At 66.8% G+C, this 24,660-nt stretch carries 22 protein-coding genes, 1 tRNA gene and 1 pseudogene; 2 read left to right on the top strand and 22 right to left on the bottom strand.

Annotated features, from left to right (window positions below):
- Positions 1-169 precede the first annotated feature (169 nt).
- Positions 170-1,315, bottom strand: a complete 1,146-nt coding sequence (locus ABD866_RS03750) for an HPP family protein (protein WP_425549540.1) — start codon at positions 1,313-1,315, stop codon at positions 170-172.
- 207 nt (positions 1,316-1,522) lie between these two features.
- Here ABD866_RS03750 and asd point away from each other — a divergent pair, with 207 nt between their 5' ends.
- Positions 1,523-2,392 (top strand): archaetidylserine decarboxylase, encoded by an 870-nt coding sequence (asd, locus tag ABD866_RS03745; RefSeq protein WP_345061279.1) that lies wholly within the window; start codon positions 1,523-1,525, stop codon positions 2,390-2,392.
- Between the two features lie 57 nt (positions 2,393-2,449).
- Here asd and ABD866_RS03740 read toward each other — a convergent pair whose 3' ends face one another.
- From ABD866_RS03740 to ABD866_RS03690, 11 genes are all read right to left on the bottom strand, one after another.
- Positions 2,450-2,650 carry a hypothetical protein gene (locus ABD866_RS03740; protein WP_345061277.1) on the bottom strand — a complete coding sequence of 67 codons (201 nt, stop codon included), beginning with the start codon at positions 2,648-2,650 and terminating at the stop codon, positions 2,450-2,452.
- Between the two features lie 145 nt (positions 2,651-2,795).
- Positions 2,796-3,608 (bottom strand): N-formylglutamate deformylase, encoded by an 813-nt coding sequence (gene hutG / locus ABD866_RS03735; RefSeq protein WP_345061275.1) that lies wholly within the window; start codon positions 3,606-3,608, stop codon positions 2,796-2,798.
- A 27-nt stretch (positions 3,609-3,635) separates the two neighbouring features.
- Complete coding sequence (locus ABD866_RS03730; protein WP_345061273.1) at positions 3,636-5,030, bottom strand: formimidoylglutamate deiminase; 1,395 nt, start codon at positions 5,028-5,030, stop codon at positions 3,636-3,638.
- Entirely contained in the window at positions 5,027-6,286 is a 1,260-nt protein-coding gene (gene hutI / locus ABD866_RS03725; RefSeq protein WP_345061271.1) for an imidazolonepropionase, read from the bottom strand. Before hutI ends, ABD866_RS03730 begins: the two co-directional genes overlap by 4 nt.
- Positions 6,287-6,352: 66 nt before the next feature.
- Entirely contained in the window at positions 6,353-6,979 is a 627-nt protein-coding gene (locus ABD866_RS03720; protein ID WP_345062471.1) for a HutD/Ves family protein, read from the bottom strand.
- Positions 6,980-7,080: 101 nt separating this feature from the next.
- Positions 7,081-8,835: a urocanate hydratase gene (hutU, locus tag ABD866_RS03715; protein ID WP_345061269.1), complete on the bottom strand. Its 1,755-nt coding sequence runs from the start codon at positions 8,833-8,835 to the stop codon at positions 7,081-7,083.
- A gap of 47 nt (positions 8,836-8,882) precedes the next feature.
- Entirely contained in the window at positions 8,883-10,508 is a 1,626-nt protein-coding gene (hutH, locus tag ABD866_RS03710; RefSeq protein WP_345061267.1) for a histidine ammonia-lyase, read from the bottom strand.
- Between the two features lie 83 nt (positions 10,509-10,591).
- Entirely contained in the window at positions 10,592-11,326 is a 735-nt protein-coding gene (gene hutC, locus ABD866_RS03705) for a histidine utilization transcriptional repressor HutC (RefSeq protein WP_345061265.1), read from the bottom strand.
- A 167-nt stretch (positions 11,327-11,493) separates the two neighbouring features.
- Positions 11,494-12,273 carry an ABC transporter ATP-binding protein gene (locus tag ABD866_RS03700; RefSeq protein WP_345061263.1) on the bottom strand — a complete coding sequence of 260 codons (780 nt, stop codon included), beginning with the start codon at positions 12,271-12,273 and terminating at the stop codon, positions 11,494-11,496.
- Positions 12,270-13,124 carry an ABC transporter permease gene (locus tag ABD866_RS03695; RefSeq protein ID WP_425549548.1) on the bottom strand — a complete coding sequence of 285 codons (855 nt, stop codon included), beginning with the start codon at positions 13,122-13,124 and terminating at the stop codon, positions 12,270-12,272. The genes ABD866_RS03700 and ABD866_RS03695 overlap by 4 nt, the downstream gene beginning before the upstream one ends.
- A gap of 5 nt (positions 13,125-13,129) precedes the next feature.
- The gene (locus tag ABD866_RS03690) at positions 13,130-14,032 is read right to left on the bottom strand and encodes an ABC transporter substrate-binding protein (protein WP_345062469.1); all 903 of its coding nucleotides are present in this window, start codon (positions 14,030-14,032) and stop codon (positions 13,130-13,132) included.
- Between the two features lie 440 nt (positions 14,033-14,472).
- On the opposite strand from ABD866_RS03690, the gene ABD866_RS03685 reads away from it, so the two are divergent.
- Positions 14,473-14,703: a hypothetical protein gene (locus tag ABD866_RS03685; protein ID WP_345061259.1), complete on the top strand. Its 231-nt coding sequence runs from the start codon at positions 14,473-14,475 to the stop codon at positions 14,701-14,703.
- 292 nt (positions 14,704-14,995) lie between these two features.
- On the opposite strand, the gene ABD866_RS03680 is transcribed toward ABD866_RS03685, so the two are convergent.
- From ABD866_RS03680 to galE, 10 genes and pseudogenes are all read right to left on the bottom strand, one after another.
- Positions 14,996-15,072, bottom strand: a tRNA-Pro gene (locus ABD866_RS03680).
- 28 nt (positions 15,073-15,100) lie between these two features.
- On the bottom strand, positions 15,101-15,562 hold the full coding sequence (locus ABD866_RS03675; RefSeq protein WP_345061257.1) for a MerR family transcriptional regulator: 462 nt from the start codon (positions 15,560-15,562) through the stop codon (positions 15,101-15,103).
- 107 nt (positions 15,563-15,669) lie between these two features.
- Positions 15,670-16,035 (bottom strand): annotated as a pseudogene (locus tag ABD866_RS03670) (integration host factor subunit alpha); the annotation flags it as partial.
- 16 nt (positions 16,036-16,051) lie between these two features.
- Positions 16,052-18,505, bottom strand: coding sequence for a phenylalanine--tRNA ligase subunit beta (gene pheT, locus ABD866_RS03665; protein WP_345061255.1), 2,454 nt, complete (start codon positions 18,503-18,505; stop codon positions 16,052-16,054).
- Positions 18,506-18,567: 62 nt separating this feature from the next.
- Positions 18,568-19,620: a phenylalanine--tRNA ligase subunit alpha gene (pheS, locus tag ABD866_RS03660; RefSeq protein WP_345061252.1), complete on the bottom strand. Its 1,053-nt coding sequence runs from the start codon at positions 19,618-19,620 to the stop codon at positions 18,568-18,570.
- Between the two features lie 96 nt (positions 19,621-19,716).
- Positions 19,717-20,076, bottom strand: a complete 360-nt coding sequence (gene rplT, locus ABD866_RS03655) for a 50S ribosomal protein L20 (protein ID WP_005795139.1) — start codon at positions 20,074-20,076, stop codon at positions 19,717-19,719.
- Positions 20,077-20,101: 25 nt separating this feature from the next.
- On the bottom strand, positions 20,102-20,305 hold the full coding sequence (rpmI, locus tag ABD866_RS03650; protein ID WP_013519334.1) for a 50S ribosomal protein L35: 204 nt from the start codon (positions 20,303-20,305) through the stop codon (positions 20,102-20,104).
- Between the two features lie 182 nt (positions 20,306-20,487).
- A complete protein-coding gene (infC, locus tag ABD866_RS03645) occupies positions 20,488-21,093 on the bottom strand; it encodes a translation initiation factor IF-3 (RefSeq protein WP_345061246.1) in 606 nt (201 codons plus the stop codon).
- A gap of 73 nt (positions 21,094-21,166) precedes the next feature.
- Positions 21,167-23,086 carry a threonine--tRNA ligase gene (thrS, locus tag ABD866_RS03640; RefSeq protein WP_345061244.1) on the bottom strand — a complete coding sequence of 640 codons (1,920 nt, stop codon included), beginning with the start codon at positions 23,084-23,086 and terminating at the stop codon, positions 21,167-21,169.
- A gap of 396 nt (positions 23,087-23,482) precedes the next feature.
- Positions 23,483-24,511: a UDP-glucose 4-epimerase GalE gene (galE, locus tag ABD866_RS03635; RefSeq protein ID WP_345061242.1), complete on the bottom strand. Its 1,029-nt coding sequence runs from the start codon at positions 24,509-24,511 to the stop codon at positions 23,483-23,485.
- Between the last annotated feature and the right edge of the window lie 149 nt (positions 24,512-24,660).

The following is a 24,660-nucleotide window of genomic DNA, read 5'->3' as shown; positions in this document are numbered from 1 at the left end:
TCAAATCGGCCCCTCGTGCTTCAAAATCAAGTACGAGCAGCTATCAAATGCATAGCAAACAGCCTGGAGCAGCGATGCGCTCCGATACATCTGCACACAGGCACCCCGCGGCCGTGGCGGGCACGGTGGTCGCAGCCGCCATGGCCGTCGCATCCTGAGTGCGCAGGTCTCAGTCTGCGGGCGGCGCGTCCAGGTCGGGCGGCAGCAGGCGGGCCAGCACGCGCATCAGGTCGGTCTGCGTGAGGATGCCCACCACCACCCCCTCGCCATCGACGATTGGCAGGTGGTGGTGGCCGCCGTGCGAGAACAGGGGCATCAGGTCCATCGCATGCTGGTCGTCGCGCGCCGTCTGCACCGGCTGGGCCATGGCCTCGGCCACGCACTGCGGGCCCCCCGGCCGCCCGCGCACCAGCGAACGCAGGCGCTGCCCCAGGCTCTCGGGCAGTTCGGGCGGTGTGGCGCGTGCCATGTCGGCTGCGGTGATGATGCCCAGCGCGCGGCCTTCGGCATCGACCACCGGCAGCGCCTTGATGCCCGCCGTGCGCAGCTGCTCCCAGGCGTCGCGCAGGGGCGTGTCGGGCGCGGCCGTGATCACCGGGCGCGACATGATGTCGGCGCAGCGCACCTCGCCCAGCGTGCGCCGGAAGGCCGCGCGGCCCGCCCACTGGAGCAGGCCCTCCAGATCGGCGCGGCTCACGTCCAGCACCTGGTTGTAGCGGGCCAGCGCGGTGTCGATGTCGGAGGCCGTGAACTGCCCCACAGGCCCCGGGCTGCCCGGCTCGGCCGCCAGGCGGCGCGGGTACGCCCGGCCCGTGAGCGGGTTGTAGGCCATGGCCAGCAGCACCAGCAGCACCAGCCCCGTGGCCACCGGGAACAACAGCCAGCCCGCGTCGGCCGGGGGCCACAGCGCGGCCGACAGCGCCATCGCGCCGCCCGGCGGGTGCAGACAGCGCAGCGGCACCATGCAGGCCACGGCCAGCATCACCGCCAGCGCAGCGGCCAGCGGCGGAGGCCCCACCCAGTGGCCGCACAGCAGGCCGATGGCGGCCGACAGCAGGCTGCCCGCCAGCACCGGCCACGGCTGGGCCAACGGACTCGACGGCATGCCAAACACCAGCACCGCACTGGCGCCCAACGACGCGGCCACCCAGGGGCCCGCGGGCGTGGGCCCGGCGGCCCACCACATCAGGCCCACCGTGAGCAGCAGGCCCAGGCCTGCGCCGGCGGCAAAGCGCAGCCGCTCGGCCCCATCAATGCCCAGCGGGGCAGGCCAGAACCGCCGCAGCCACGGCAGCGTACGTCGCAACCACCTCACCACCACTGCCACCACCCTTTCGGCAAGACCCCTCCAGCCGCTGCACAGCGTAGCGCACGCTGCGCGGCCGGTTGGATGTGGCGCGCGGGCGGGCGTTGCCACCGTGCAGCACAAGGCGTGCCACCTGCGCCGCACCCGATCGCCCCCGGCAGGCGGCCCGGGGCGGTCAGTAGAATGCGCGGCTTCCGCATCCTACGGGGAGCCCCTGTGTCCGATCGCCTGTCCGTCCTGCCCCAGTACCTGCTCCCCAAGCGCGCTCTCACCACCCTGGCCGGTCGGCTGGCTTCGGGCCGGCATGGCAGCCTGACCACCGCCGCCATCCGGCGCTTTGCGGCCCGTTACGGCGTGGACATGAGCGAAGCCGCCAACCCGGACTTTGCGGCTTACGCCAGCTTCAACGACTTCTTCACGCGCGCCCTGCGGCCGGGTGTCCGCCCGCTGGCGCAGGCCGACCTGCTGTGCCCGGTGGACGGCGCGATCAGCCAGTTCGGCCCCATCGAGCACGACCAGATCTTCCAGGCCAAGGGCCACCGCTACAGCACCACGGCCCTGCTGGCGGGCGATGCCGAGGCGGCACGCGCCTACGAGGGCGGCCACTTCGCCACGCTGTACCTGAGCCCGCGCGACTACCACCGCATCCACATGCCCTGCGCAGGCACGCTGCGCCGCATGGTGTACGTGCCGGGCGACCTGTTCTCGGTGAACCCGACCACCGCGCGCGGTGTGCCCGGCCTGTTTGCGCGCAACGAGCGTGTGGTGTGCCACTTCGACACCGAGCGCGGCCCGTTCGTGCTGGTGCTGGTGGGCGCCACCATCGTGGGCAGCATGGCCACGGTGTGGCACGGCCAGGTGAACCCGCCGCGCACCGGGCAGGTTCGCCAATGGGACTACGCCCCGGGCCAGGTGCAGCTGCAAAAGGGCGACGAGATGGGGCGCTTTCTGCTGGGCTCCACCGTGGTCATGCTGTGGCCGCGCGGGCCCATGCGCTTCAACCCCGACTGGGCCCCGGCCCGCGCAATCCGCATGGGCGAGGCCATGGCCAGCTGGCCGCTGCTGGCGGGCAGCGCAGCAGTCTGACCGGCACCTGCACCTTTGCAGGCACCCGGATGGTGCCGGGCGCGCAGGCCTGCAGGTTCACTCCACCCGCAGCGCGGTGAAACGCGAGGGCGTGAGCGCGAGCCGCTCGGCGGCCACAGGGGCCTCATGCCCGACCAGGTACACAAACAAGCCACCGCGGCGCAGGATCACATGGCTCACGGTTTCGGGCTGGCCGTGCCAGGCCACGGCGGTGCCGGGCCGGAACAGCGGCATGTGGAAGTGGTCGGAATCGGACATGGTGCGGTGCAGCGACTGGGGCCGCGGCCACGGGGGCTGCGGCGGGCGCTGCACAAGGCACAGCGGACGTGAAGGCACATGGTAACCGCTGCGCCCCAACGCGGTGCCCGTGGGGCAAACCGGGCGAACAGGGTGTGCGGCGGCTCTAGCCTGCGCTGCCCGCAAACGCCAGCGCCTGTGCCAAAAGCCGCTGCAGCACGGGCTGCACACGCTCGGCCAGCGCAGGCTGGTAGTCAAACGGCAGCGACTCCTGCATGTAGCTGCACTGCGTCATCTCCAGCTGTACCGCGTGCACGCCCTGCCCGGGCTGGCCATAGTGGCGGGTGATGTAGCCGCCCTTGAAGCGACCATTGAGCACGGCCGTGTAGCCTTCAGCGCCCTGGGCGATATGCAGCAGCGCCTGGGCCAGCGCCGGGTCGCAGCTCGCGCCGTCGGCCGTGCCCAGGTTCAGGTCGGGCAGCTTGCCCGCAAAAAAGCGCGGCAGCACCGAGCGGATGGAATGCGCGTCCCACAGCACGGCCACGCCATGCTGCGCGCGGATGCGGTCCAGCTCGGCACGCAGCTGCGCGTGGTAGGGGGCCCAGACGGCGTCGCGCCGGGCGGCGATTTCGGCGTCATCGGGCACATCGCCTGCGGCATAGATCGGCGTGTCGTCGAAGGTGTCCACAGGGCACAGGCCCGTCACGCTCTGGCCGGGATAGAGGCTTGCGCCATCGGGCGGGCGGTTCAGGTCTACCACGTAGCGCGAATGCGTGGCCACGAGCAGGGACGCGCCCATCTCCCTGGCAAACGCGTACAGGCGTTCCATGTGCCAGTCGGTGTCGGGCACCTGGCGTGCCTCGGCCGTGAAGCGCGCGGCGAGCGCGGGCGGCACGTAGGTGCCCGCGTGGGGCATGGAGACCAACAGAGGCGCGGTGCCCTGGTGGAAGACAAAGGGAGGCGGTGCGGTTTCAGACATACAGACCCGGTACGGAGAATCAAACCCTCAAGCAGCAGCCACCGTCGTGGAACGGGCCGCCACAAAGGCTGCGGCGGCGGCATCGTGCAGCGCATGGCGGCCCTGGGCCACGCGGCGCTGCCCGCCCACCCACACGCTGTCGATGGCCGACGTGCGGTGGCTGGCAAACACATGGGCCGACAGCATCGCCGGTGCTGGCAGGCCCTGCAACGCCAGGTGCTGCGCATCGAGCACCACCCAATCGGCTGCCTGGCCCACGGCGATGCCTGCGGTGCCGCCCGGCGGCAGGCGGCCCGCGGCCTGCGCCCCGCCCTGCACGGCTTGCAGCGTCATGGCGGTGGCCACCTCGGCCTGCGCGTCGGACGCGAGCACGTTGCGCTGGCGGCGCGCGAGCCGCTGGCCGTATTCGAGCATCAGCAATTCCTCGGCCGCGTTCACGCAGGCATGGCTGTCAGAGCCCACGCCCCAGCGCCCGCCGTGCTGCAGCCACAGGGGCATGTCGAAGACGCCGTCGCCCAGATTGGCTTCGGTGGTGGGGCAGATGCCGGCCACCGCGCCGGTGCGCGCCGCGCCTGCGTATTCGTCCGCTGTCATGTGCGTGGCGTGCACCAGGCACCAGCGCGCATCCACCGGCGCATGGTTCAGCAGCCACTGCACGGGGCGCTGGCCGCTCCAGGCGATGCAGTCCTCCACCTCCTGCGTCTGCTCGGCAATGTGGATGTGGATGGGCGCCTGCGGATGGAGCGCCGCAAGCCCCTGCACGGCGGCATGCAGGCTGTCAGGCGGCACGGCGCGCAGCGAATGCGGAGCCAGGCCCAAAACCGCCGCTTGTGCTTGTGCAGCGGGCGTGAGCCGCTCTAATAATGAGAGCATGTTGTCGGTGCTGCGGATGAAGCGCGCCTGGTCGGCCCGGGGCGGCTTCGCGCCAAAGCCGCTGGTCTGGTAGAGCACCGGCAGCAGCGTGATACCCATACCCGCTGTCTGCGCGGCGCGCAGCAGGGCCAGCGACAAGGTGGCGTCGTCGGCATAGGGGCGGCCGTCGGTGTCGTGGTGCACGTAATGGAATTCGCACACGCTGGTGTAGCCGGCCTCCAGCATCTCTATGTAGAGCCAGGTGGCAATGGCCTCCAGCGATTCGGGCGTGGTGCGCTGGGCAAAGCGGTACATCAGGTTGCGCCAGCTCCAGAAGCTGTCGTGCGCCTGGCCGCGGTATTCCGTCAGGCCCGCAAACGCGCGCTGGAAGGCGTGCGAGTGCAGGTTGGGCATGCCGGGCAGCAGCGGGCCTGCAGCGGTGGCCACGCCAGCAGGGGTGACAGCATCGGGGGTGACCTGGGTGATGCGCCCTGCCCCATCCCAGGCCACCAGCACATTGCGCGCCCAGCCGGTGGGCAGCAGCGCATCGGCCGCAAAGATCTGGTTCATGCCGGGGCTCCGTACACGCGGCCCTGGCGCACGATGGTGCAGGCGGGCTTGTGGCCGAACCAGTAGGCCAGCTCGGCCGCATCGGCCACCGGCCACAGCACAAAGTTTGCGGGCCGGCCCGACGCAACGAGGCCGTGCGAATCCTGCAGGCGCAGCGCGCGCGCGGCGTGCAGGGTGATGCCCGCCAGCGCCTCGGGCACCGTCAGCCGGAACAGCGTGCAGGCCATGTTGGCCATGAGCAGCAGGCTCAGGGCGGGCGAGGTGCCCGGGTTGTGGTCGGTCGACACCGCCATGGGCACACCCGCATCGCGCAGCGCCTGGATGGGCGGCAGGTGCGTGTCGCGCAGCGTGTAGTAGGCGCCGGGCAGCAGCACGGCCACGGTGCCTGCGGCTTGCATGGCCGCAATGCCCTCTGCCGACAGGTGCTCGATGTGGTCGCACGACAGCGCGCCGTAACGCGCTGCCAGCGCCGCGCCGCCCATGTCCGACAACTGCTCGGCATGCAGCTTGACCGGAAGGCCGAGCTTCTGCGCGGCCTGGAACACCTGCTCCGTCTCGGCCAGCGTGAAGGCGATGCGTTCGCAGAACACATCGACCGCATCCACCAGCCCCTCGGCGGCCAGCGCGGGCAGCATCGCGTGGCAGACGAGGTCGATGTAGTCCTGGCTGCGGCCTGCGTACTCGGGCGGCAGCGCGTGCGCGCCCAAAAAGGTGGTGCGCACCGTGACGCCAAAGGCTTCGCCCAGGCGGCGGGCCACGCGCAGTTGCTTGCGCTCATGCTCCAGCGCCAGACCATAGCCCGACTTGATCTCGATGGCGCACACGCCCTCGGCCAGCAGCGCCTGCAGGCGCGGGGCGGCTTGGGCAAAGAGTTCGTCTTCGGTGGCCGCCCGCGTGGCTTGGACCGACGACACAATGCCGCCCCCGGCCTTGGCGACTTCTTCGTAGGTGGCACCGGCCAGGCGCATGGCGAACTCGTTGGCACGCTGTCCTCCGTAGACGAGGTGCGTGTGGCAATCCACCAGCCCGGGCGTGAGCAGCCGCCCCGCCCCCTGCCGGCGCGGCAGCGCCTGCCAGGCCGCGGGCACGGCAGCATCCGGCCCCACCCAGCGGATCTGGCCCTGCTGTACGGCGATGCTGAGCGGCGCACCGGGCGGCAGCGGCACATCGGGCGCCACGAGGCCCGGCACTGGCACCAGGCCGTGCCACAGGCCATCGGCACTCACGGGATCGGGGTCAACACGGGAATCGTTCATGGCACCTGATGCTATATTTTTGATAGCTGCTTGTGCTTGATTATTCAGCACAGGCAGCCATTCTGGCTAAGAACGGACTGGCTGCACATCCACCCACACCAGCGCGGGCCGCGCGTCGGGCGCAAACGGTTGTGCGGCCGCCATCTCGGGCGACAGGGGGTGCAGTGGCTGCAGCACCCGCGCGCCGGGCGGCGCGGGCCACCACAGGCCCTGGCCTGCGTGCAGCACGCGGGCCCTGTCGCCGCCCAGCACGGCCCACTGGCCCTGCAGCACCAGGCAGAGCCCGGCACCGGCCGCGCCCACGGTGCAGGCCTCATGCAGCACCCGCATGGCGCCCTGCCAGTGGCCGCGGCGCAGCATCAGGTTGAAGTCGGTGGAGGGCCCGCCGATCAGGCGGCAATCGAGCGCTTGCTCGCCTGCAAAACCCCAGGGCTGCCACCGCTGCTGCAGGCGGTGTTGCAGGGCTGCGTCCTCGCTGTGCAGGGTCACGCCGTCGCCATCGAGCAGCATGATCTGCCGGTCCACCCCCGCAAACTGCGAAAACGGCCCGGGCGTGGCAATGCGCGCCACGCTCACGCGCCAGCCGAAGGCGTCGGTGCCCGCGCCGGGCGGCCAGCAGACCAGCTCGCGCGTGCTGCCGCCGCCATTCTTCCAGGGCGTGGCGGGCACGGTGCGCAGGTCGAACCACTGCAGCCCGCCGGCCTGCGGCAGCGCAGCGGCGGCCGCGTCCGCAGCGGGCATGCTGCCGCCTGCGGCGTGTGCAGGCGGCTCGGCCTGGCGGGCGGAGCTTGGCATCAGCGCACCCCGTGGGCGCCCGGCACCATGGGCAGCTTCAGGCCCTGCTTCTGGGCCGTTTCCACCGCCAGGGCATAGCCCGCATCGGCATGGCGCATCACGCCGCTGCCGCAGTCGTTCACCAGCACGCGCGCCAGGCGCTCGGCCGCAGCGTCGGTGCCATCGGCCACGATGACCATGCCCGAATGCTGCGAGTAGCCCATGCCCACGCCACCGCCGTGGTGCAGGCTGACCCAGGTGGCACCGCCCGCGGTGTTGAGCAGCGCGTTGAGCAACGGCCAGTCGCTCACGGCGTCGGTGCCGTCCTGCATGCCTTCGGTCTCGCGGTTGGGGCTGGCCACGCTACCGGTGTCCAGGTGGTCGCGGCCGATCACGATGGGGGCTTTGAGCTCGCCGTTCTTCACCATCTCGTTGAAGGCCAGGCCCGCGATGTGGCGCTCGCCCAGGCCCAGCCAGCAGATGCGTGCGGGCAGGCCCTGGAAGGCGATGCGCTCGCCCGCCATATCCAGCCAGCGGTGCACGTGCTTGTTCTCGGGGAACAGTTCCTTGATCTTGGCGTCGGTCTTGCGGATGTCTTCCGGATCGCCCGACAGCGCCACCCAGCGGAACGGGCCCTTGCCCTCGCAGAACAGCGGGCGGATGTAGGCGGGCACAAAGCCGGGGAAGTCAAACGCGTCCTTCACGCCTTCGTCAAACGCCACCTGGCGGATGTTGTTGCCATAGTCCACCACCGGGATGCCCATGTGCTGGAAGTCGAGCATGGCGCGCACATGGGCCGCACACGACTGGGCCGCGGCCTTTTTGAGAGCAGCGTGCTGCGCCGGGTCTTGCTGGGCCGCGCGCCACTGCGCCACCGTCCAGCCTGCGGGCAGGTAGCCGTGGACCAGGTCGTGGGCCGAGGTCTGGTCGGTCACCAGGTCGGGCTTCAAGCCACCGGCCTTGGCACGGCGCACCAGCTCGGGCAGGATCTCGGCGGCGTTGCCCAGCAGCGCAATCGACACCGCCTCTTGGGCCGCCGTGTGCTGCTGGATGAGTTCAAACGCGTGGTCGATGTCGCGCGCCTGCTTGTCCACATAGCGCGTGCGCAGGCGGAAGTCGATGCTGCTTTGCTGGCATTCGATGTTGAGCGACACCGCGCCCGCAAAGGTGGCGGCCAGCGGCTGCGCGCCGCCCATGCCGCCCAGGCCGGCCGTCAGAATCCAACGGCCCGCGAGCGAGCCGCCGAAGTGCTGGCGCGCGGCTTCGGCAAAGGTCTCGTAGGTGCCCTGCACGATGCCCTGCGTGCCGATGTAGATCCAGCTGCCCGCCGTCATCTGGCCATACATGAACAGGCCCTTGCGGTCCAGCTCGCTGAAGTGCTCCCACGTGGCCCACTTGGGCACCAGGTTGCTGTTGGCCAGCAGCACGCGCGGGGCGTTGGCGTGGGTCTTGAACACGCCCACGGGCTTGCCCGACTGGATGAGCAGCGACTCGTCCTCATTCAGATCCTTGAGCGAGGCGAGGATCTGGTCAAAGCATTCCCAGTTGCGCGCCGCGCGGCCAATGCCGCCGTACACCACCAGGTCTTGCGGGCGCTCGGCCACCTCGGGGTCGAGGTTGTTCTGGATCATGCGGTAGGCCGCTTCGATGAGCCAGTTCTTGCAGGTGAGCTGGCTGCCGCGCGGGGCGCGCACCACGCGGGTGGGGTCATGGCGCGGGTCGGCCGCAGCGGCGGTGGCCTGGGCGGCGTGGAGGATGGCGTCGTTGGCGTTCATGGGGCTCTCCGGACGTGAAATCGGTGGACGGGGGACGACAAAACAAGTCAGGCGCGGGGCGCGTGGCTGGGCAGGCAGGCCAGCAGCGGTGCAGGCCAGTCGGCCTGCTGGGCCCACAGGCGCATGGCCTCGATGTCGGGCGCGAGGTAGCGGTCCTGCTCCAGAAACGCCACGCGCGTGCGGATGGCGGCAAACTGCGCCTCCATCAGCGGCGAGCTGGGCAGCCAGCGGCCCGGTGCAACGGCATCGGGGCGGCGGTCAAACTCCAGCCCCTGTGCGGCGGCCATGGCCTCAATGCCCACAATGACCGCCGTGTTGCGCACCATGTCCGCCAGGCGGCGCGCGCCGTGCGTGGCCATGGAGACATGGTCTTCCTGGTTGGCCGACGTGGGCAGGCTGGTCACGCTGCTGGGGTGTGCGTGGCACTGGTTTTCGGCGGCCAGGGCGGCGGCCGTCACCTGCGCAATCATGAAGCCCGAGTTCACGCCGCTGTCGCGCACCAAAAATGGCGGCAGGCCCGACAGGCCGGGGTCGAGCAGCAGGGCCAGGCGACGTTCGGTGATGGCGCCGATCTCGGCCACGGCCAGCGCAATGATGTCGGCCGCAAAGGCCATGGGCTCGGCGTGGAAGTTGCCGCCCGAGATCACTTCGCCCGTGTCGGTGAACACCAGCGGGTTGTCCGACGCGGCGTTGGCTTCAATGCGCAGCACGCGGGCGGCGTGGTGCAGGTTGTCCAGGCACGCGCCCATCACCTGCGGAATGCAGCGGATGGAATACGGGTCTTGCACGCGGCCGCAGTGCGGGTGCGAAGGGTCGATCTCGCTGCCCTCGAGCAAAGCCCGCACGGCCGCGGCCACGGCGATCTGCCCGGGCTGGCCGCGGGCCTCGTGGATGCGCGCGTCAAACGGCTTGACCGAGCCCTTGATGGCTTCGAGCGACAGCGCGCCCGACACCAGCGCGGCGGCAAACACGTCCTCGGCCCCGAACAGCCCGGCCAGCGCCAGCGCGGTGGACACCTGCGTGCCATTGAGCAGCGCCAGCCCTTCTTTGGGCCCGAGCACGAAGGGCGCAAGGCCCACAGCGGCCATGGCCTCGCGGCCACTCACCACCCGGCCTTGCACCTTGGCCTGGCCTTCGCCAATCAGCACGCAGGCCAGGTGCGCCAGCGGCGCGAGGTCGCCCGAGGCGCCCACCGAGCCCTTGGCCGGGATCACGGGCAGCACTTCGGCATTGGCCAGCGCGATCAGCGCATCCACCAGCGCGGGCCGCACGCCCGAATGGCCGCGCGCCAGGCTCACAGCCTTGGTGGCCAGCACCAGGCGCACTACGGCGTCGGGCAGCGGGTCGCCCGTGCCCACGCTGTGCGACAGCACCAGATTACGCTGCAGTTCGGCCAGCCGGTCGTGCGCGATCTTGGTGCTCGCGAGCTTGCCAAAGCCGGTGTTGATGCCATAGACCACCTGGTCTTCGTCCACGATGCGCTGCACCACGGCCTGCGACTGCAGCAGCGCATCCTGCGCCGAGGCATCGAGCTGCAGGCGCACGCCTCCAGCGGCAATACGGCGCAGCTGCGCAAGCGTCACGTGGCCGGGCTGCAGCACCAACGCTGTGGCCGTGTCGGCGGTAGCGCCCACGGCGGCGGGGCGCTGGATTTCAGGGGTGGCCAGGGTCATGAATCAGTCCTGTATATACAAGCTCATACAAGCGTATCACGCAGCGCAAAACCATGCAATCGGGCCGGGCCCGCAGCGGCCGTTCAGCCGTTGAGCGGGTGCCCGTCGGCGCGAAAGCGGCTGCCCAGCCGGTAACGCGTGGCCGGGTGCAGGCAGCGCACCAGCGTGATCACCGCGCCACGCGACCACGTGCGCCGCGTGAGCAGCAGGCAGGGCTCGCCCACGGGCATTTCCAGCAGTGCGGCCTGTTCGGGTGTGGGCATCACAGCGTCCACCACATGCTCGATCTGGTCGAACGGCACGTTGCGCACCAGGTACTCCGAGGGCTGCAGCTGCGCAAAATCCTGCGCACCGAACTGCGGCACCATGGCCGGGTTCACGTAGCGGTCTTCGAGCTGCACGGGCACGCCGTCTTCGCGGTGCACGCACAGGGTGTGGAACACCGAGTCGCCGGTGCGCACATCCAGCGCCGCGGCCACTTCCAGCGCGGCCGACACGCGCTCGACCACCAGCACGTCGCAGCGGTAGTCGTGCCCGCGCTGGCGGATTTCGCTGGCCAGGTTGGCGATCTGCAGCAGCGTGGACTGGGGCTTGTCTTCGGCCACAAAGCTGCCCACGCCGGCCACACGCACGATGCGGCCTTGCTCCGACAGTTCGCGCAGCGCGCGGTTCACGGTCATGCGCGACATGCCGAACTGCGTGACCAGTTCGCTCTCAGACGGCAGGCGGTCGCCGGGCTGCCACACGCCCTCCTGGATCTTGCGCACCACAAAATCCTTGAGCTGCTGGTACAGCGCTGCTGCAGGCGCGCCGGCCATGGGTTGGGCGGGGGATGCGCCCTCGCGCCGGGGCGCTGACGCAGCGCGGCGCGCAGGGCTTGCAGCGGCCGCAACCGGCTTGCGTGCAGCGGGCGTGGCAGGCACGGCTTTGCGGGCAGGCCGTGCGGTCTTAGGGGCAGAGGATCGGGGCATGCGGCGATCTTGCCTCAGTGCGCGTCAGCGGCCATGGACTCGGCGCGGATCTCTTCGGTCAGCCGGGCCTTGAGCTCCATGAATGCAGGCGTGGTCTTGACGGTGTAGTGCCGCGGGTGCGGCAGATCGACCGCGAGTTCGGTTTTGATGCGCCCGGGCCGCGCGCTGAACACCGCCACGCGGTTGGCCATGAAGATGGCTTCGTCGATGTCGTGCGTGACGAACAGCACCGTCTTGCGCTCGGCCTCCCAGATGCTGAGCAGCAGCTCCTGCATGAGCACACGCGTCTGGTTGTCGAGTGCGCCAAACGGCTCGTCCATCAGCAGGATCTTGGGGTCGTTGGCCAGCGCGCGCGCAATGGCCGTGCGCTGCTGCATGCCACCCGACAGCTGCTTGGGGTAATGCTGCTCAAAGCCGCGCAGCCCCACCTTGGCGATGAAGTAGGCCGCGCGCTCCTTCTGTTGCGCCTCAGGCATGCCCCGCTCGCGCAGACCGAAGCGGATGTTCTGCTCGATGGTCAGCCAGGGAAAGAGCGTGTAGCTCTGGAACACCATGCCGCGGTCGGCCCCGGGGCCATCCACCGGCGCACCGTCGAGCAGCACACGCCCCGTGCTGGCCTGGTCCAGCCCCGCCACGATGCGCAGCAGCGTCGATTTGCCGCAACCCGAGGGACCGAGGATGGTCACGAAATCGTTGTCGCGCACCTTGAAGTCCACCGGCAACAGGGCCTGCGTGCGCTGGCCCCGGCCGGTGTCGAACACCCGCGAGACCCCTTCAATCGAAACATGGCTCATCGCAGATAGCTCCAGGCGAAGATGCGGCGGTTGGCCGCCTTGAAGGCGAAGTCCGACACCAGACCGATAAGGCCGATGACGATGATGCCGAAGATGATCTGACCCGTGTTCAGCAGCGCCTGGCTGTCGGTGATCATGTGGCCGATGCCGCTCGAAGAGCCAATGAGCTCGGCCACGATCACGTACGTCCAGGCCCAGCCCAGCACCAGCCGCAGGGTTTCGGCGATCTCGGGCGCAGCGCCCGGAATCAGCACCCGCGTGACGATGCCGCGGTGGCCCGCGCCCAGCGTGTACGCGGCCTCCACCAGGTCGCGCCGCGCGCTGCCCACCGTGACGGCCACCATCAGCACGATCTGGAACACCGAGCCGATGAAGATCACGAGGATCTTCTGCGCCTCGCCAATGCCCGCCCACAAGATCAGCAGCGGGATGAAGGCCGAGGCCGGCAGGTAGCGGCAAAACGAGATGAAGGGCTCGAAAAAGGCCTCGATGCCCTTGTAAGCACCCATCGCAATGCCCAAAGGCACCGCGATGATGGCGGCCAGCACAAAGCCCCCCAGCACCCGCCACACGGTCATGCCGATGTCCTTGATGAAGCCGTACTCGGCAAACAAGGCCCAGCCCTCGCGCACCATGGTGACGGGACTTGCGAGGAACGTGGGCGACACGTAGCCGCCCAGCGTGAAGGCCGCCCACACGGCAAAGAACAGCACGAAGAACGCCAGCCCAAGCAGCCAGCGCGCGCGGGCGCTGACGGGCTCGAGCGGCGCCAGCGAGCGCCGCCGCGCCGCAGGCGTGGCGGCCACCGGCACGGCGGCCTGGGCCGCCGGAGTGGAAGGCACCGTGCGCATGCTCATCACTTGATGAAGCTGGCGTCGAACATGGCCGAGAAGTCCTCAGGCGCTTTGCGGATCACGCCGGCCTCCAGCAAGATGGCACTGGCCTCCTTCATGAAGGACTGCAGTTCGCCCGCAAAGAACTTCTGGTTGGCCGCCTTGTCCTGCCAGCGCAGGAAGGACGCCGATTTCGCAAACTGCTCGCCCGTCTGCTTCACGGCCGCACCCATGATCTCGTGCGACTTGGCGGGCTCGGCCTTGATCATCTCGAGCGCCGCAAAGTAGGCGTTGGTCAGCGCCTGTGCGGCCTTGGGATTGGCCTTGAGCCAGGCCGGGTCGCAGCCCACGGTGTCCATCACCATCGGGTAGTCGAGCGTGGTCGCCAGAATCTTGCCGGCCGAGGGGTTCTCGCGCACGGTGGACAGGTAGGGCTCATAGGTCATGGCCGCATCGTTCTGGCCCGCCACAAAGGCCTGGGCAGCGGCTTGCGGCGAGAGTGTGACGGTCTTCACGTCTTTCATGCTCATGCCGTTTTTGCTCAGCATCCAGGCCAGGCCAAAGTACGGCGCCGTGCCGGGCGCATCGACGCCAATGGTCTTGCCCTTGAGGTCGGCAAAGCTGTTGATATTGCCGCGCACGGCCATGCCATCGGCCCCGAAGGACTTGTCCATCTGGAAGATTTGCACGATGGGCACTCCGTTCGTGTTCCAGGCCACATGCGTTTCCACCGTGGTGGCCGCGCACTGGATGGACTTGGACGCCAACGCCAGGTGCCGGTCTTTCTGCGGAATCATCTTGATCTCGACATCCAGGCCGTGCCTTTTGAAGATGCCCGCCTTGTCGGCCAGCGTGAGCGGCGCAAAACCGGTCCAGCCCGACATGCCGAGCACGATCTTGGTCTCCTGCGCGAAGGCATTCCCCATGCCCCCCAGCAGGCCCGCCACCACAGCGGCCGCAGCCGCCCCTTGCTTCCAGAAACGCACCATCGGGAACTCCTCTCTCGGTAAAAACGACCACATGAAGACCCTGCCATCATGGCCAGTCAGCCATACCTGTCTATACAGGGAAAACACCAACAGTCCGTGAAGCAGGGCGCACCTGCAGATGCCAGCAAGAAGTGGGCCTGCAGTCATGAGGCCTGAAGCACCATCGCGGTGCCGTCCCAGCGGGCGCGGCCGTACACAGCCACAGTGCCCGCGCGCTGCACCGCGGTGCACAGCGGGCAGATGCAAAAAAAGCTGCACGCTTACGGCCAGCCGTCTACCCGGCTCGCAGGTGCGGCACAGCCCTTTCAAGTCGCGCCATCCGAGATGGCTGCGCATTGCTATATTCAAGCCCCTGCATAAGCGTTGGAAGCGCTGCCATGACCTTGAAAAAAGCCCAGGACCGCCGCAGCGGCCAAGACCGTCGCCAAGCCGAATTGGGGCCGCCGGGCTCCAACGAGCGACGCACGACCATTGAGCCCCGGCAGCCCGAGATGGTGGAGATCGAAGTCACTGAAGAAGAGCTGCGCGCACTCGGATTTGAACCGTCGGCGCCATCCCAGCCCACCCAGCCCCCGATCAGCCCCAAGATCGGTACACAGACGCCTTGAGACCGCTTTGGCTGCTCGTGCCCTAAAGATCAGCACGAGCAGCTATGATTTTTATAGCAATCTACTCCTGACGCGAGGCTGGTGATGCGCTGATCGGGGCAGGCAGAGTGCCTGGAATCCGAAGCTGTGTGCCGAGGGGCTTGCACATGCATGTGCGCACCCCACGATGGTGCAGGTGGCAAGGCCCTGTACAGATCTGGGGAGACGACCAAGCATTTTCTGACCAAGCAGGCCGATCAGCTCCCGCAAACGCAAAAGCCCGGTTCCTTTCGGAACCGGGCTTTCATATGAATGGTCGGCGTGGCGGGATTCGAACTCGCGACCCCTTGCACCCCATGCAAGTGCGCTACCAGGCTGCGCTACACGCCGACAAGACTTAGATTATATACCAAGTAAATCAGGCCACCGACAAAAGCGAGCGGATTTCGAGCAGTTCGCGACGCACCTCGTCTTGCGTCCAAAGACGCTCAGGCACGGCGACCGGAGGTTGCATATCACCCACGCCTTCGAGCGGCTGCGTCGGTGTGATTGGCTCGACGGTGGGCAGCGCGCTCCCCACCACCTGAACGCTCGCATCGAAGTCGGCCAGGGAACGCCCGGACTGCACCCACTCCTGGAGACGGTTGCGCGCACCGCTGATGGTGAACCCCTGGTCGTACAGCAGATCCCGTATGCGCCGGATCATGAGCACTTCGTGGTGCTGGTAGTACCGGCGATTTCCGCGGCGCTTCATGGGCCGCAGCTGGGTGAACTCCTGCTCCCAGTAGCGCAGAACATGCGGCTTCACGCCGCACAGATCGGCCACCTCACCGATGGTGAAGTAGCGTTTGGCTGGTATCGGAGGAAGCACGGTGCCCATGATGCCCAAGGGAAAGACGTCGCAACGCAAAGAGGTGCAAGCGTACTGCAGTCAGTGCGCCACGACCAGTCCAAGGAGTCCACGCAGCGCAGAAAGATGCAACTGCGTCACAAATCGACGCGCGCCGTGCCCGACGCAGCGGTCGGCGCGGACTGCTGGATCTGCTCCTTGAGTTTGCTGCTGGCGTGGAAGGTCACCACACGGCGGGCCTGGATCGGGATCGCCTCGCCGGTGCGCGGATTGCGGCCGGGACGCGGAGCTTTGGTCCGGATCTGGAAATTGCCAAAACCCGAAAGTTTGACGTCCTGCCCTTCTACGAGACGCTGCGAAACGAGGTCAAAGAAGGCGTCCACCATGTCCTTGGATTCGCGCTTGTTCAAACCGATCTGGTCGAACAGCAAGTCGGCCAGCTGGGCTTTGGTGAGTGCGGGCGTTTCCAGGCTTTCCACTGCAAATTCCATATCCCCTCCTTCGTCGTTCTCGGCGTGCTTATGCCCGCAGGCGTGCCGCCACCTGGTGCTGCAGAGCCTGCAGCGCGGCCTGGCAGGCGGCTTCGATTTCGGCATCGGTCAGGGTGGCATCGTCGCGGCCCAGGGTCAGCCGCAGGGCCAAGCTCTTTTCACCCGGCGCGATGCCGCCTGAGACTGCCGGCGCTTCGCCAGCCCGCACCGGCTTGGGACGGAATACGTCGAACAGCACCACGGATTTGAGCAATTGCCGATCCAGCGCCGATTCGACAGCCGCCACCACCTGCCCGTACGTCACCGACTCGGCCACCACAACGGCCAGATCGCGCTGCACGGGCTGGTGCTTGCTCACCGGCGCGAACACCGGCACCGTACGGCGCAGCACGGCGGCCAGGTCCAGCTCGAACAGGACCGGCGCATGGGCCAGATCCCACGCCTGCCGCCAGCGCGGGTGCAGCTCGCCCAGATGACCGATCACCTGTCCGTCGAACACGACCTGCGCGCAGCGGCCTGGGTGCAGCGCCGGGTGCTCGGCCGCCTCAAAGCGCACTGGCAAGGGCGCGAGCAAGGCCTCCACATCCCCCTTGACGTCGAAGAAGTCCACGCCAGCGTCTTTGATACCCCACTGCAGACTGGATGCGCCCCCATAGGCCAGCCCGGCCACGCGCATCGGCTGGTCAAAACCCTCGACCGTACTGTCGCTGCCAACGGCCGCCGGGTTGCGCAGGAACACACGGCCCACTTCGAACACACGCACGCGGTCCGCGCGACGGTCGGTATTGAACTTGAGCACCTGCAGCAGCGAACCCAGAAGGCTCGAGCGCATCACGCTCATCTGGCTGGCTATGGGATTGAGCAGCCGAATCGGCTCGGCGTTACCCGCCAGTTCGCGCTCCCAGCGCTCTTCCACAAAACTGAAGTTGATGGTCTCCTGATAGCCCAGTTGGGCCAGCAGGCGGCGCACGGCGAACGCGCTGCGCGAGGCCTCGCGCGCGAGCTTGGGCGTGATGGGGGCCAGCGGCGGGGTGGTGGGCAGCTGGTTGTAGCCCACCATGCGCGCCACTTCCTCGATCAAGTCTTCCTCGATCTGCAAGTCGAAACGGTAGCTCGGCGGCGTGACGGCCAGAACACCCTCCCCTGCGGGCGCCGGGGCCAGCCCCAAGCGCTCCAGCGCCTGGCTGCAACGCTCGGCCGACAACGGCATACCGATCACCTTGGCGGCACGGGCCACGCGCAGCGTCACCGGCTGCGGTGTCGGCATATTCACCCGGTGGTCGTCGATCGGACCGCAGCTGGTGTCTGGCGTACCGCAGATCTCGAGCACCAATTGGGTGATGCGCTCGATGTGCTCAACGGTGAGCTCCGGGTCCACACCACGCTCGAAGCGGTGCCCCGCATCGGTCGAAAAATTGAAACGGCGCGAGCGGCCGGCCACTGCGCGTGGCCACCAGAAGGCGGCCTCGATGTAGATGTGGCGGGTGTCGTCAGACACCGCTGTGGCGTCGCCGCCCATGATGCCAGCCAGCGACTCCACCTGATGGTCGTCGGCGATCACGCCGACGCTGCCATCGAGTGCGACTGTGTTTCCGTTCAAGAGCTTGAGCGACTCGCCTTCGCGCGCCCAGCGAACATCCAGACCACCGTGGATCTTGTCCAGATCGAAGATGTGCGAGGGGCGCCCCAGCTCGAACATCACATAGTTGGAGATATCGACCAGGGGGGAGACGCTGCGCTGACCGCAGCGTGCCAGGCGGTCCACCATCCACTGCGGTGTTGGGGCTGCCGTGTTGACGTTGCGCACGATGCGCCCTGAGAACCGCCCGCACAGGTCGGGCGCGCTGATGCGCACCGGCAGACGATCTGAATGCCCCACCGTATTGGCGGCAAACGCGGGGTGCTGCAAGGGCGCGCCGGTCAACGCCGAAAGTTCGCGTGCAATGCCGTACACACTCAGGCAGTGGGCCAGGTTGGGCGTGAGCTTGAGCGTGAACAGCGTATCGTCGAGCAAGAGGGCTTCACGCACGCTCTGCCCCACGGGCAACCGAGCATCGAGCTCCAGCAGTCCGCCGTGGTCTTCCGACAGCCCCAGTTCGCGCGCTGAGCACAGCATGCCGTGGCTTTCGACGCCGCGCAGCTTGCCCACCTTGATGGCAAAGGGCTTGCCGTCGGCACCCGGAGGCAAGCTGGCCCCCACGACGGCGCAAGGCACCTTGATGCCCACACGGGCATTGGGCGCACCACACACGATGTTGAGCAGTGCGCCCTGCCCCACATCCACCTGGCACACACGCAGGCGGTCGGCATCCGGGTGCTGCACCGCCTCCTTGATCTCTCCCACCACCACGCCACTGAACGGCGGTGCCACGGGGCGCAGTTCTTCGACTTCCAGACCGGCCATGGTCAAGGTGTCGGCCAACTCGGCCGTGCTCAGGGGAGGGTTGCAGAAGCTGCGCAACCAGGATTCTGGGAATTGCATAGTGGAAGCTCGTGTCTGCCGGGGCCCGGGGCCCCGGATATTCGGTCGTCGGCGGAAAAGGCTTACTGAAACTGCGACAGGAAGCGGATGTCGCCATCGAAGAACAGGCGCAGGTCGTTCACGCCATAGCGCAACATGGTCAGGCGGTCCGGCCCCATGCCAAAGGCAAAACCGATGTAGCGCTCGGGGTCGAGGCCCATGTTCCGCACCACATTCGGATGGACCTGACCGGAACCCGCAACCTCCAGCCAGCGACCCGCCAGTGGCCCTGTTTGGAACTGGATATCGATCTCGGCACTGGGCTCGGTGAACGGAAAAAAGCTGGGCCGAAAGCGCAAGACGAGGTCGTCACTTTCAAAGAAGGTGCGGCAGAAATCGGTGAACACCACCTTCAGATCCTTGAAGCTCACGTTCTCGCCGATCCACAGGCCCTCGCACTGGTGGAACATGGGCGAATGTGTGGCATCGCTGTCCACGCGGTAGGTGCGGCCGGGTGCAATCACCCGGATCTCGGGCATGGTCTGTCCTGCATCCAGCAGTCCGCGGTGGCGCTTGACATGCTGCACCGCATGGCGAATCTGCATCGGGCTGGTGTGGGTGCGCAGCAGCAGCGGCGCCTCAGGTGTGCCACCTTCCACGTAGAAGGTGTCGTGCATCGAGCGTGCCGGATGGTCTGCCGGCGTGTTCAGCGCAGTGAAGTTGAACCAGTCGGTTTCGATCTCAGGCCCTTCGGCCACATCGAAGCCCATGGAGCCGAAGATGCGCTCGATACGCTCCAGCGTGAGCGAAACCGGATGCAATCCCCCCGTGCCACGCTGGCGACCCGGCAGGCTCACGTCCAGGGCCTCCGCCTGCAACTGGGCCTGCAGTTCCGCTTCGGCCATGGCCTGACGGCGTGCCGTCAGCGCCGCTTCAATGGCTTGCTTGGCCGCGTTGATGGCAGCGCCCCGGGTTTTCTTGTCTTCGACCGACAGCTGGGCCATGCCCTTCATCAGTTCGGTGATCTGGCCCGACTTGCCCAAGTACTGGGCTTTGGCGTTTTCCAGTTCGGCAGGCGTTGCGCTCTGGGCAAACAGCCGCGTGGCGCTTTCGACCAAGGTGTCCAACTCGTTCATAGTGCTCCCCGGGAAGAAACAAGGGCTAGCGCCTTTTCAAGCCCTAGCCCTTGCTGATGGCGCGGGGTGGCTGCGGGCAGCCACCCCATCGTGAAATCAAGCAGCCAGCTTGGCCTTGACTTGCTCCACGATGCTGCCGAAGGCAGCCTTGTCGTGCACGGCGAGATCCGCCAGCATCTTGCGGTCGATTTCGATCGACGCCTTCTTGAGGCCATTGGCGAACTGGCTGTAGGTCAGGCCCAGTTCCCGAGCGGCCGCATTGATACGAGCGATCCACAGTTGGCGGAACACGCGCTTCTTGGTACGGCGATCACGGTAGGCGTACTGGCCCGCCTTCATCACCGCCTGCTTGGCGATGCGGAAAACGTTGCCACGACGGCCACGGAAACCCTTGGCAAGGGCGAGAACCTTCTTGTGACGGGCGCGAGCCGTTACACCACGTTTGACGCGAGGCATGTGTGTACTCCTTGTTCGTCAGTTATTACAGGCCAGCAAAGGGCAGCATCTGTGCCATGTGACCCATGTTGGTCTCATGCACCGCCACTGCACCGCGCAACTGACGCTTGTTCTTGGTGGTCTTCTTCGTCAGGATGTGACGCTTGAAGGCTTGACCGCGCTTGACGGTGCCACCGGGACGAACGCGGAAACGCTTTTTCGCGCTGCTCTTGGTCTTCATCTTGGGCATTGAAATGCTCCTCGTTGTTTGTGCTCGCGAGGCGTTTGCAAACCGATCTGCAAACTTGTTGGCCCCGAGCCACTTTTGATGCGGAGGTTTCCCTCCGCGTCCACCGCAAGCCAGGCTTGCGATGCCGTCGAAGAACCCGAAGGTCCTTCCACATTGCTGACCAGCCAAAATTCGGGCGGGTCTCAGGCCGCAGGCGCTGCGCCTTCTCCGGGAGCCTTTGCCGCCGGGGCCGGCTTCTTCTTGCCAGGGGCGATCATCATGATCATCTGGCGGCCCTCAAGCTTCGGAAACTGCTCGACTACGATCAGATCGGCCAGATCATCCCGGATGCGGTTCAGCAGCGCCAGTCCGAGTTCCTGGTGCGTGATCTCGCGCCCCCGGAAGCGCAGCGTGATCTTGCACTTGTCACCGTCCGCCAGAAAACGGCGGATATTGCGCAGCTTGATGTTGTAGTCGCCGTCGTCAGTGCCAGGGCGGAACTTGACTTCCTTGATTTCAATGACCGTCTGTTTGGCCTTGGCTTCGGCAGCCTTCTTCTGCTCCTGGTACTTGAACTTGCCATAGTCCATCAGGCGGCAGACTGGCGGATTCGCCGTGGCCGCAATCTCGACCAGATCCACGTCCAGGTCACCTGCCATGCGCAGGGCCTCGGCCAGACTCACGATGCCCAGGGGCTCGTTTTCCGGGCCGGACAGACGCACTTCCGGGGCCATGATTTCCCGGTTCAGTCGGTGCTTGCGCTCTTCCCGCTGCCGACGGTCACGAAATTCAGTAGCTATGGCTCTCACCTTCGATCAAACGCCGCCCGAGGCGGCAACATTGAACCGCTGCACAGCCCCAATGCCGTGCAGCGGATTCGCATCATGATTTGGCGGCGATGTCCTTGGCGATGAGTTCCACGAAGGCCTCTACCGGCATCACACCCAGGTCTTTGTTGCCCCGGGCGCGAACGGCGACCGCGCCTGCCGCCTTCTCTTTGTCTCCGGCCACCAAGATGTACGGAGTCTTTTTCAGGGCGTGCTCGCGTATTTTATACGTAATCTTTTCGTTACGCAGATCGGTCACCACCCTAAGGTCTTGATTTGGCAGCGCTTTTTGCAGCCGTGCAGCGATTTCACGACAGTAATCGCCTTGCGCATCGGTGATGTTGAGCACCGAAACCTGCACCGGCGACAGCCAGACAGGCAGTGCGCCCGCATGTTGCTCGATCAGGATCCCGATGAAGCGCTCCAGGCTGCCAACAATGGCGCGATGCAGCACGACGGGCCGATGACGCTGGCCGTCTTCACCCACAAACTCCGCTTCCAGACGCTCGGGCAGGTTCGGATCGACCTGGATGGTGCCGCACTGCCATTCGCGACCCAATGCATCCTTGAGGGTGTACTCGATCTTGGGACCGTAAAAAGCCCCTTCCCCCGGCAGATACGTGAACTCACAGCCCGAAGCGCGCAAGCCTTCTGCCAGCGCGTTTTCGGCACGGTCCCAGCTCTCTTCGGTGCCGATGCGTTTTTCGGGCCGCGTGGAGAGCTTGTAGATGATGTCGGTGAAGCCGAAGTCGCGGTACACCTTCTGCAGCAGCGTGGTGAAGGCCTTCACCTCCGACTGGATCTGGTCCTCAGTGCAGAAGATGTGGCCGTCGTCCTGCGTGAAGCCGCGCACGCGCATGATGCCGTGCAGCCCGCCCGTGGGCTCGTTGCGATGGCACTGGCCGAACTCGCCGTAGCGCAGGGGCAGATCGCGATAGCTCTTGATGCCCTGCTTGAAGATCAGGATGTGGCCCGGACAGTTCATCGGCTTGAGCGCGTAGTCGCGCTTTTCCGATTCGGTGGTGAACATGTTGTCGCGGTACTTGTCCCAGTGGCCGGTTTTTTCCCAGAGTGTCTTGTCCAGGATCTGCGGGCCCTTGACCTCCTGGTAACCGTTGTCACGGTACACACGGCGCATGTACTGCTCCACCTCCTGCCACAGCGTCCACCCCTTGGGGTGCCAGAACACGGTGCCAGGCGAGTGCTCGTCGATGTGAAACAGGTCCAGTTCGCGGCCCAGCTTGCGGTGGTCGCGCTTTTCGGCCTCTTCCAGCATCGTCAGGTAGCTCTGCAGATCCTCCTTGCTGGCCCAGGCCGTGCCGTAGATGCGCTGCAGCATCTCGTTGCGGTGGTCGCCGCGCCAGTAGGCGCCCGCCACCTTCATGAGCTTGAAGTGCTTGAGCTTGCCTGTGCTGGGCACGTGCGGGCCACGGCACAGGTCTTCGAAGCCGCCTTCGCGGTACAGCGAAACGTCCTCGTTCGACGGAATGCTGGCGATGATCTCAGCCTTGTAGTGCTCGCCCAGGCCCTTGAAGTAGGCCACCGCCTCATCGCGGGGCAGCACCCGGCGCACCACGGGCTCGTCCTTTGCGGCCAGTTCGGCCATGCGCTTTTCGATGGCGGCCAGGTCTTCGGGCGTGAACGGGCGCTTGTAGGAAAAGTCGTAATAGAAGCCGTGCTCAATCACCGGGCCGATGGTGACCTGCGCATCGGGGAACAGCTCCTTGACGGCATAGGCCAGCAAGTGGGCGGTGGAGTGGCGGATGACTTCCAGGCCGTCGGCGTCTTTGGCTGTGACGATGGACAGCGGGCTGTCCTGTTCGATGCGATGGCTGGTGTCCACGACCTTGTCGCCGATCTTGCCAGCCAAGGCAGCCTTGGCAAGGCCTGCGCCAATCGATGCAGCCACCTCGGCCACCGTGACCGGGCCCGGAAAGGCGCGTTGCGAACCGTCGGGAAGCGTGATGTGAACCATGGGAACAATCCTTTGGAATGATGGGGGGCGTCGATCCGAGAGGCGCGCCTTGAGAGCAGGCAAAAAAAAGCGCGGAACCGGTCCGCGCTTTGATGAGGGAGTCGACGATCTCGAGCAGGCGCGAACCACCGGCTCACAGGCCGGACATCCTCCAGGGTGTAGTAGTTCGCGGTGTCATAACCAGGATGCCTTTCTCGCTCTTGCTGGTCGGGAAAAACACACATTCTATCCGCCGCACCTTGCGGCCGCGTGGGCTGCGCAGAGTCCCGCCACCCGCCACGAGGCGATTCCTTACAAATGCTATTGAATAAATAGCACCGAATCCAGCATACAAAAGCACAAGCCTTGCATTTGGCTCAAAGCCTCTGCCCACCATCCGATGGCCTTGCCGGATGCTCAGCCCTGGGTGTCCATGTCCCGCAGCATGCGCGCCACACCGTTCTGCCAGCGCCAGGCGTCGGCGCACATGCGGTCCAAGCCCAACTCGGCCCGCCAGCCCAACAGCGATTCGGCCTTTGCCGGATCGGCCCAGCAGCGCGCCACATCCCCCGGCCGGCGCGCCACCACGTCGAACGGCACGGGGCTTTCGCTCGCCCGCTCGAACGCCCGCACCATCTCGAGCACCGACACCGGCCGGCCCGTGCCAAGGTTGACTGTGAGCAAGCCCGGATGCTCCCTCAGGTAGCGCAAGGCCGCCACATGGCCTGCCGCGAGATCGGTCACATGGATGTAGTCGCGCAGCCCCGTGCCGTCGGGCGTCGGATAGTCGTTGCCGAACACCGCCAACCGGTCGCGCCAGCCGGCCGCCACCTGGGCCACAAAGGGCAGCAGATTGCCGGGCACCCCCTGCGGGTCTTCGCCGATCAGGCCGCTGGCGTGTGCCCCCACCGGGTTGAAGTACCGCAGGCGCGCAATGTGCCACTGCCCGGGCTCCGCGGTGTCCAGATCGGCCAGCACCTGCTCCATCATGAGCTTGGACCAGCCATACGGATTGGTGGCAGAGCAGGGAAAGTCCTCACGGATGGGCAAGGACGCGGGCTCACCATAGACCGTAGCGGACGATGAAAACACCAGCGTGCGTACCTGGGCCGCACGCATCGCCTGCAAGAGCGTGACGGTGCCCGCCACGTTGTTGTCGTAGTACGCCAGCGGCTCCCGCACCGACTCCCCCACGGCTTTGAAAGCTGCGAAATGGATCACCCCATTGATCGGATAGCGCGCAAACACCGCGTCCAGCGCAGCGCGGTCGCGCACGTCTGCCTCCACCACCTCAGGGGCAAAGCCCAGGATCCGGGACAGCCGATCCACCACCGAACGCCGGCTGTTGGAAAAGTTGTCCAGGATCACAAACGGAACTTGGGCCTCTGCCAACGCCACACAGGTGTGTGACCCAATGAATCCAGCCCCTCCGGTCACAAGAATCATGTCGGTACTCCTTGAATCAAGCGCAGCCACCTGCGCGGGTCTTCAGGCGACGGCGCGGTGCCGTCCGGTGGCTCTTCCATGCCGATCATCCGGCTGATGTGCTGCCGCAGCCGAACTTTACGCCACAATCGCCAAGCTTCATTTGATAG

This window comes from Acidovorax lacteus, from assembly GCF_039540375.1.
Lineage (GTDB): Bacteria > Pseudomonadota > Gammaproteobacteria > Burkholderiales > Burkholderiaceae_C > Acidovorax_G > Acidovorax_G lacteus.
The sequence above is the reverse complement of the archived record's forward strand: the minus strand, read 5'-3'. Positions and strand labels throughout refer to the sequence as shown.

What these genes read in the sequence shown, in the direction of transcription:
- ABD866_RS03740 (WP_345061277.1), bottom strand. Translation starts at nt 2,650, where the DNA reads ATGTCCGATTCCGACCACTTCCACATGCCGCTGTTCCGGCCCGGCACC.
- hutG (WP_345061275.1), bottom strand. Translation starts at nt 3,608, where the DNA reads ATGTCTGAAACCGCACCGCCTCCCTTTGTCTTCCACCAGGGCACCGCG.
- ABD866_RS03730 (WP_345061273.1), bottom strand. Translation starts at nt 5,030, where the DNA reads ATGAACCAGATCTTTGCGGCCGATGCGCTGCTGCCCACCGGCTGGGCG.
- hutI (WP_345061271.1), bottom strand. Translation starts at nt 6,286, where the DNA reads ATGAACGATTCCCGTGTTGACCCCGATCCCGTGAGTGCCGATGGCCTG.
- hutU (WP_345061269.1), bottom strand. Translation starts at nt 8,835, where the DNA reads ATGAACGCCAACGACGCCATCCTCCACGCCGCCCAGGCCACCGCCGCT.
- hutH (WP_345061267.1), bottom strand. Translation starts at nt 10,508, where the DNA reads ATGACCCTGGCCACCCCTGAAATCCAGCGCCCCGCCGCCGTGGGCGCT.
- hutC (WP_345061265.1), bottom strand. Translation starts at nt 11,326, where the DNA reads ATGGCCGGCGCGCCTGCAGCAGCGCTGTACCAGCAGCTCAAGGATTTT.
- ABD866_RS03700 (WP_345061263.1), bottom strand. Translation starts at nt 12,273, where the DNA reads ATGAGCCATGTTTCGATTGAAGGGGTCTCGCGGGTGTTCGACACCGGC.
- ABD866_RS03695 (WP_425549548.1), bottom strand. Translation starts at nt 13,124, where the DNA reads ATGCGCACGGTGCCTTCCACTCCGGCGGCCCAGGCCGCCGTGCCGGTG.
- ABD866_RS03690 (WP_345062469.1), bottom strand. Translation starts at nt 14,032, where the DNA reads ATGGGGAATGCCTTCGCGCAGGAGACCAAGATCGTGCTCGGCATGTCG.
- ABD866_RS03685 (WP_345061259.1), top strand. Translation starts at nt 14,473, where the DNA reads ATGACCTTGAAAAAAGCCCAGGACCGCCGCAGCGGCCAAGACCGTCGC.
- ABD866_RS03675 (WP_345061257.1), bottom strand. Translation starts at nt 15,562, where the DNA reads ATGGGCACCGTGCTTCCTCCGATACCAGCCAAACGCTACTTCACCATC.
- pheT (WP_345061255.1), bottom strand. Translation starts at nt 18,505, where the DNA reads ATGCAATTCCCAGAATCCTGGTTGCGCAGCTTCTGCAACCCTCCCCTG.
- pheS (WP_345061252.1), bottom strand. Translation starts at nt 19,620, where the DNA reads ATGAACGAGTTGGACACCTTGGTCGAAAGCGCCACGCGGCTGTTTGCC.
- rplT (WP_005795139.1), bottom strand. Translation starts at nt 20,076, where the DNA reads ATGCCTCGCGTCAAACGTGGTGTAACGGCTCGCGCCCGTCACAAGAAG.
- rpmI (WP_013519334.1), bottom strand. Translation starts at nt 20,305, where the DNA reads ATGCCCAAGATGAAGACCAAGAGCAGCGCGAAAAAGCGTTTCCGCGTT.
- thrS (WP_345061244.1), bottom strand. Translation starts at nt 23,086, where the DNA reads ATGGTTCACATCACGCTTCCCGACGGTTCGCAACGCGCCTTTCCGGGC.
- galE (WP_345061242.1), bottom strand. Translation starts at nt 24,511, where the DNA reads ATGATTCTTGTGACCGGAGGGGCTGGATTCATTGGGTCACACACCTGT.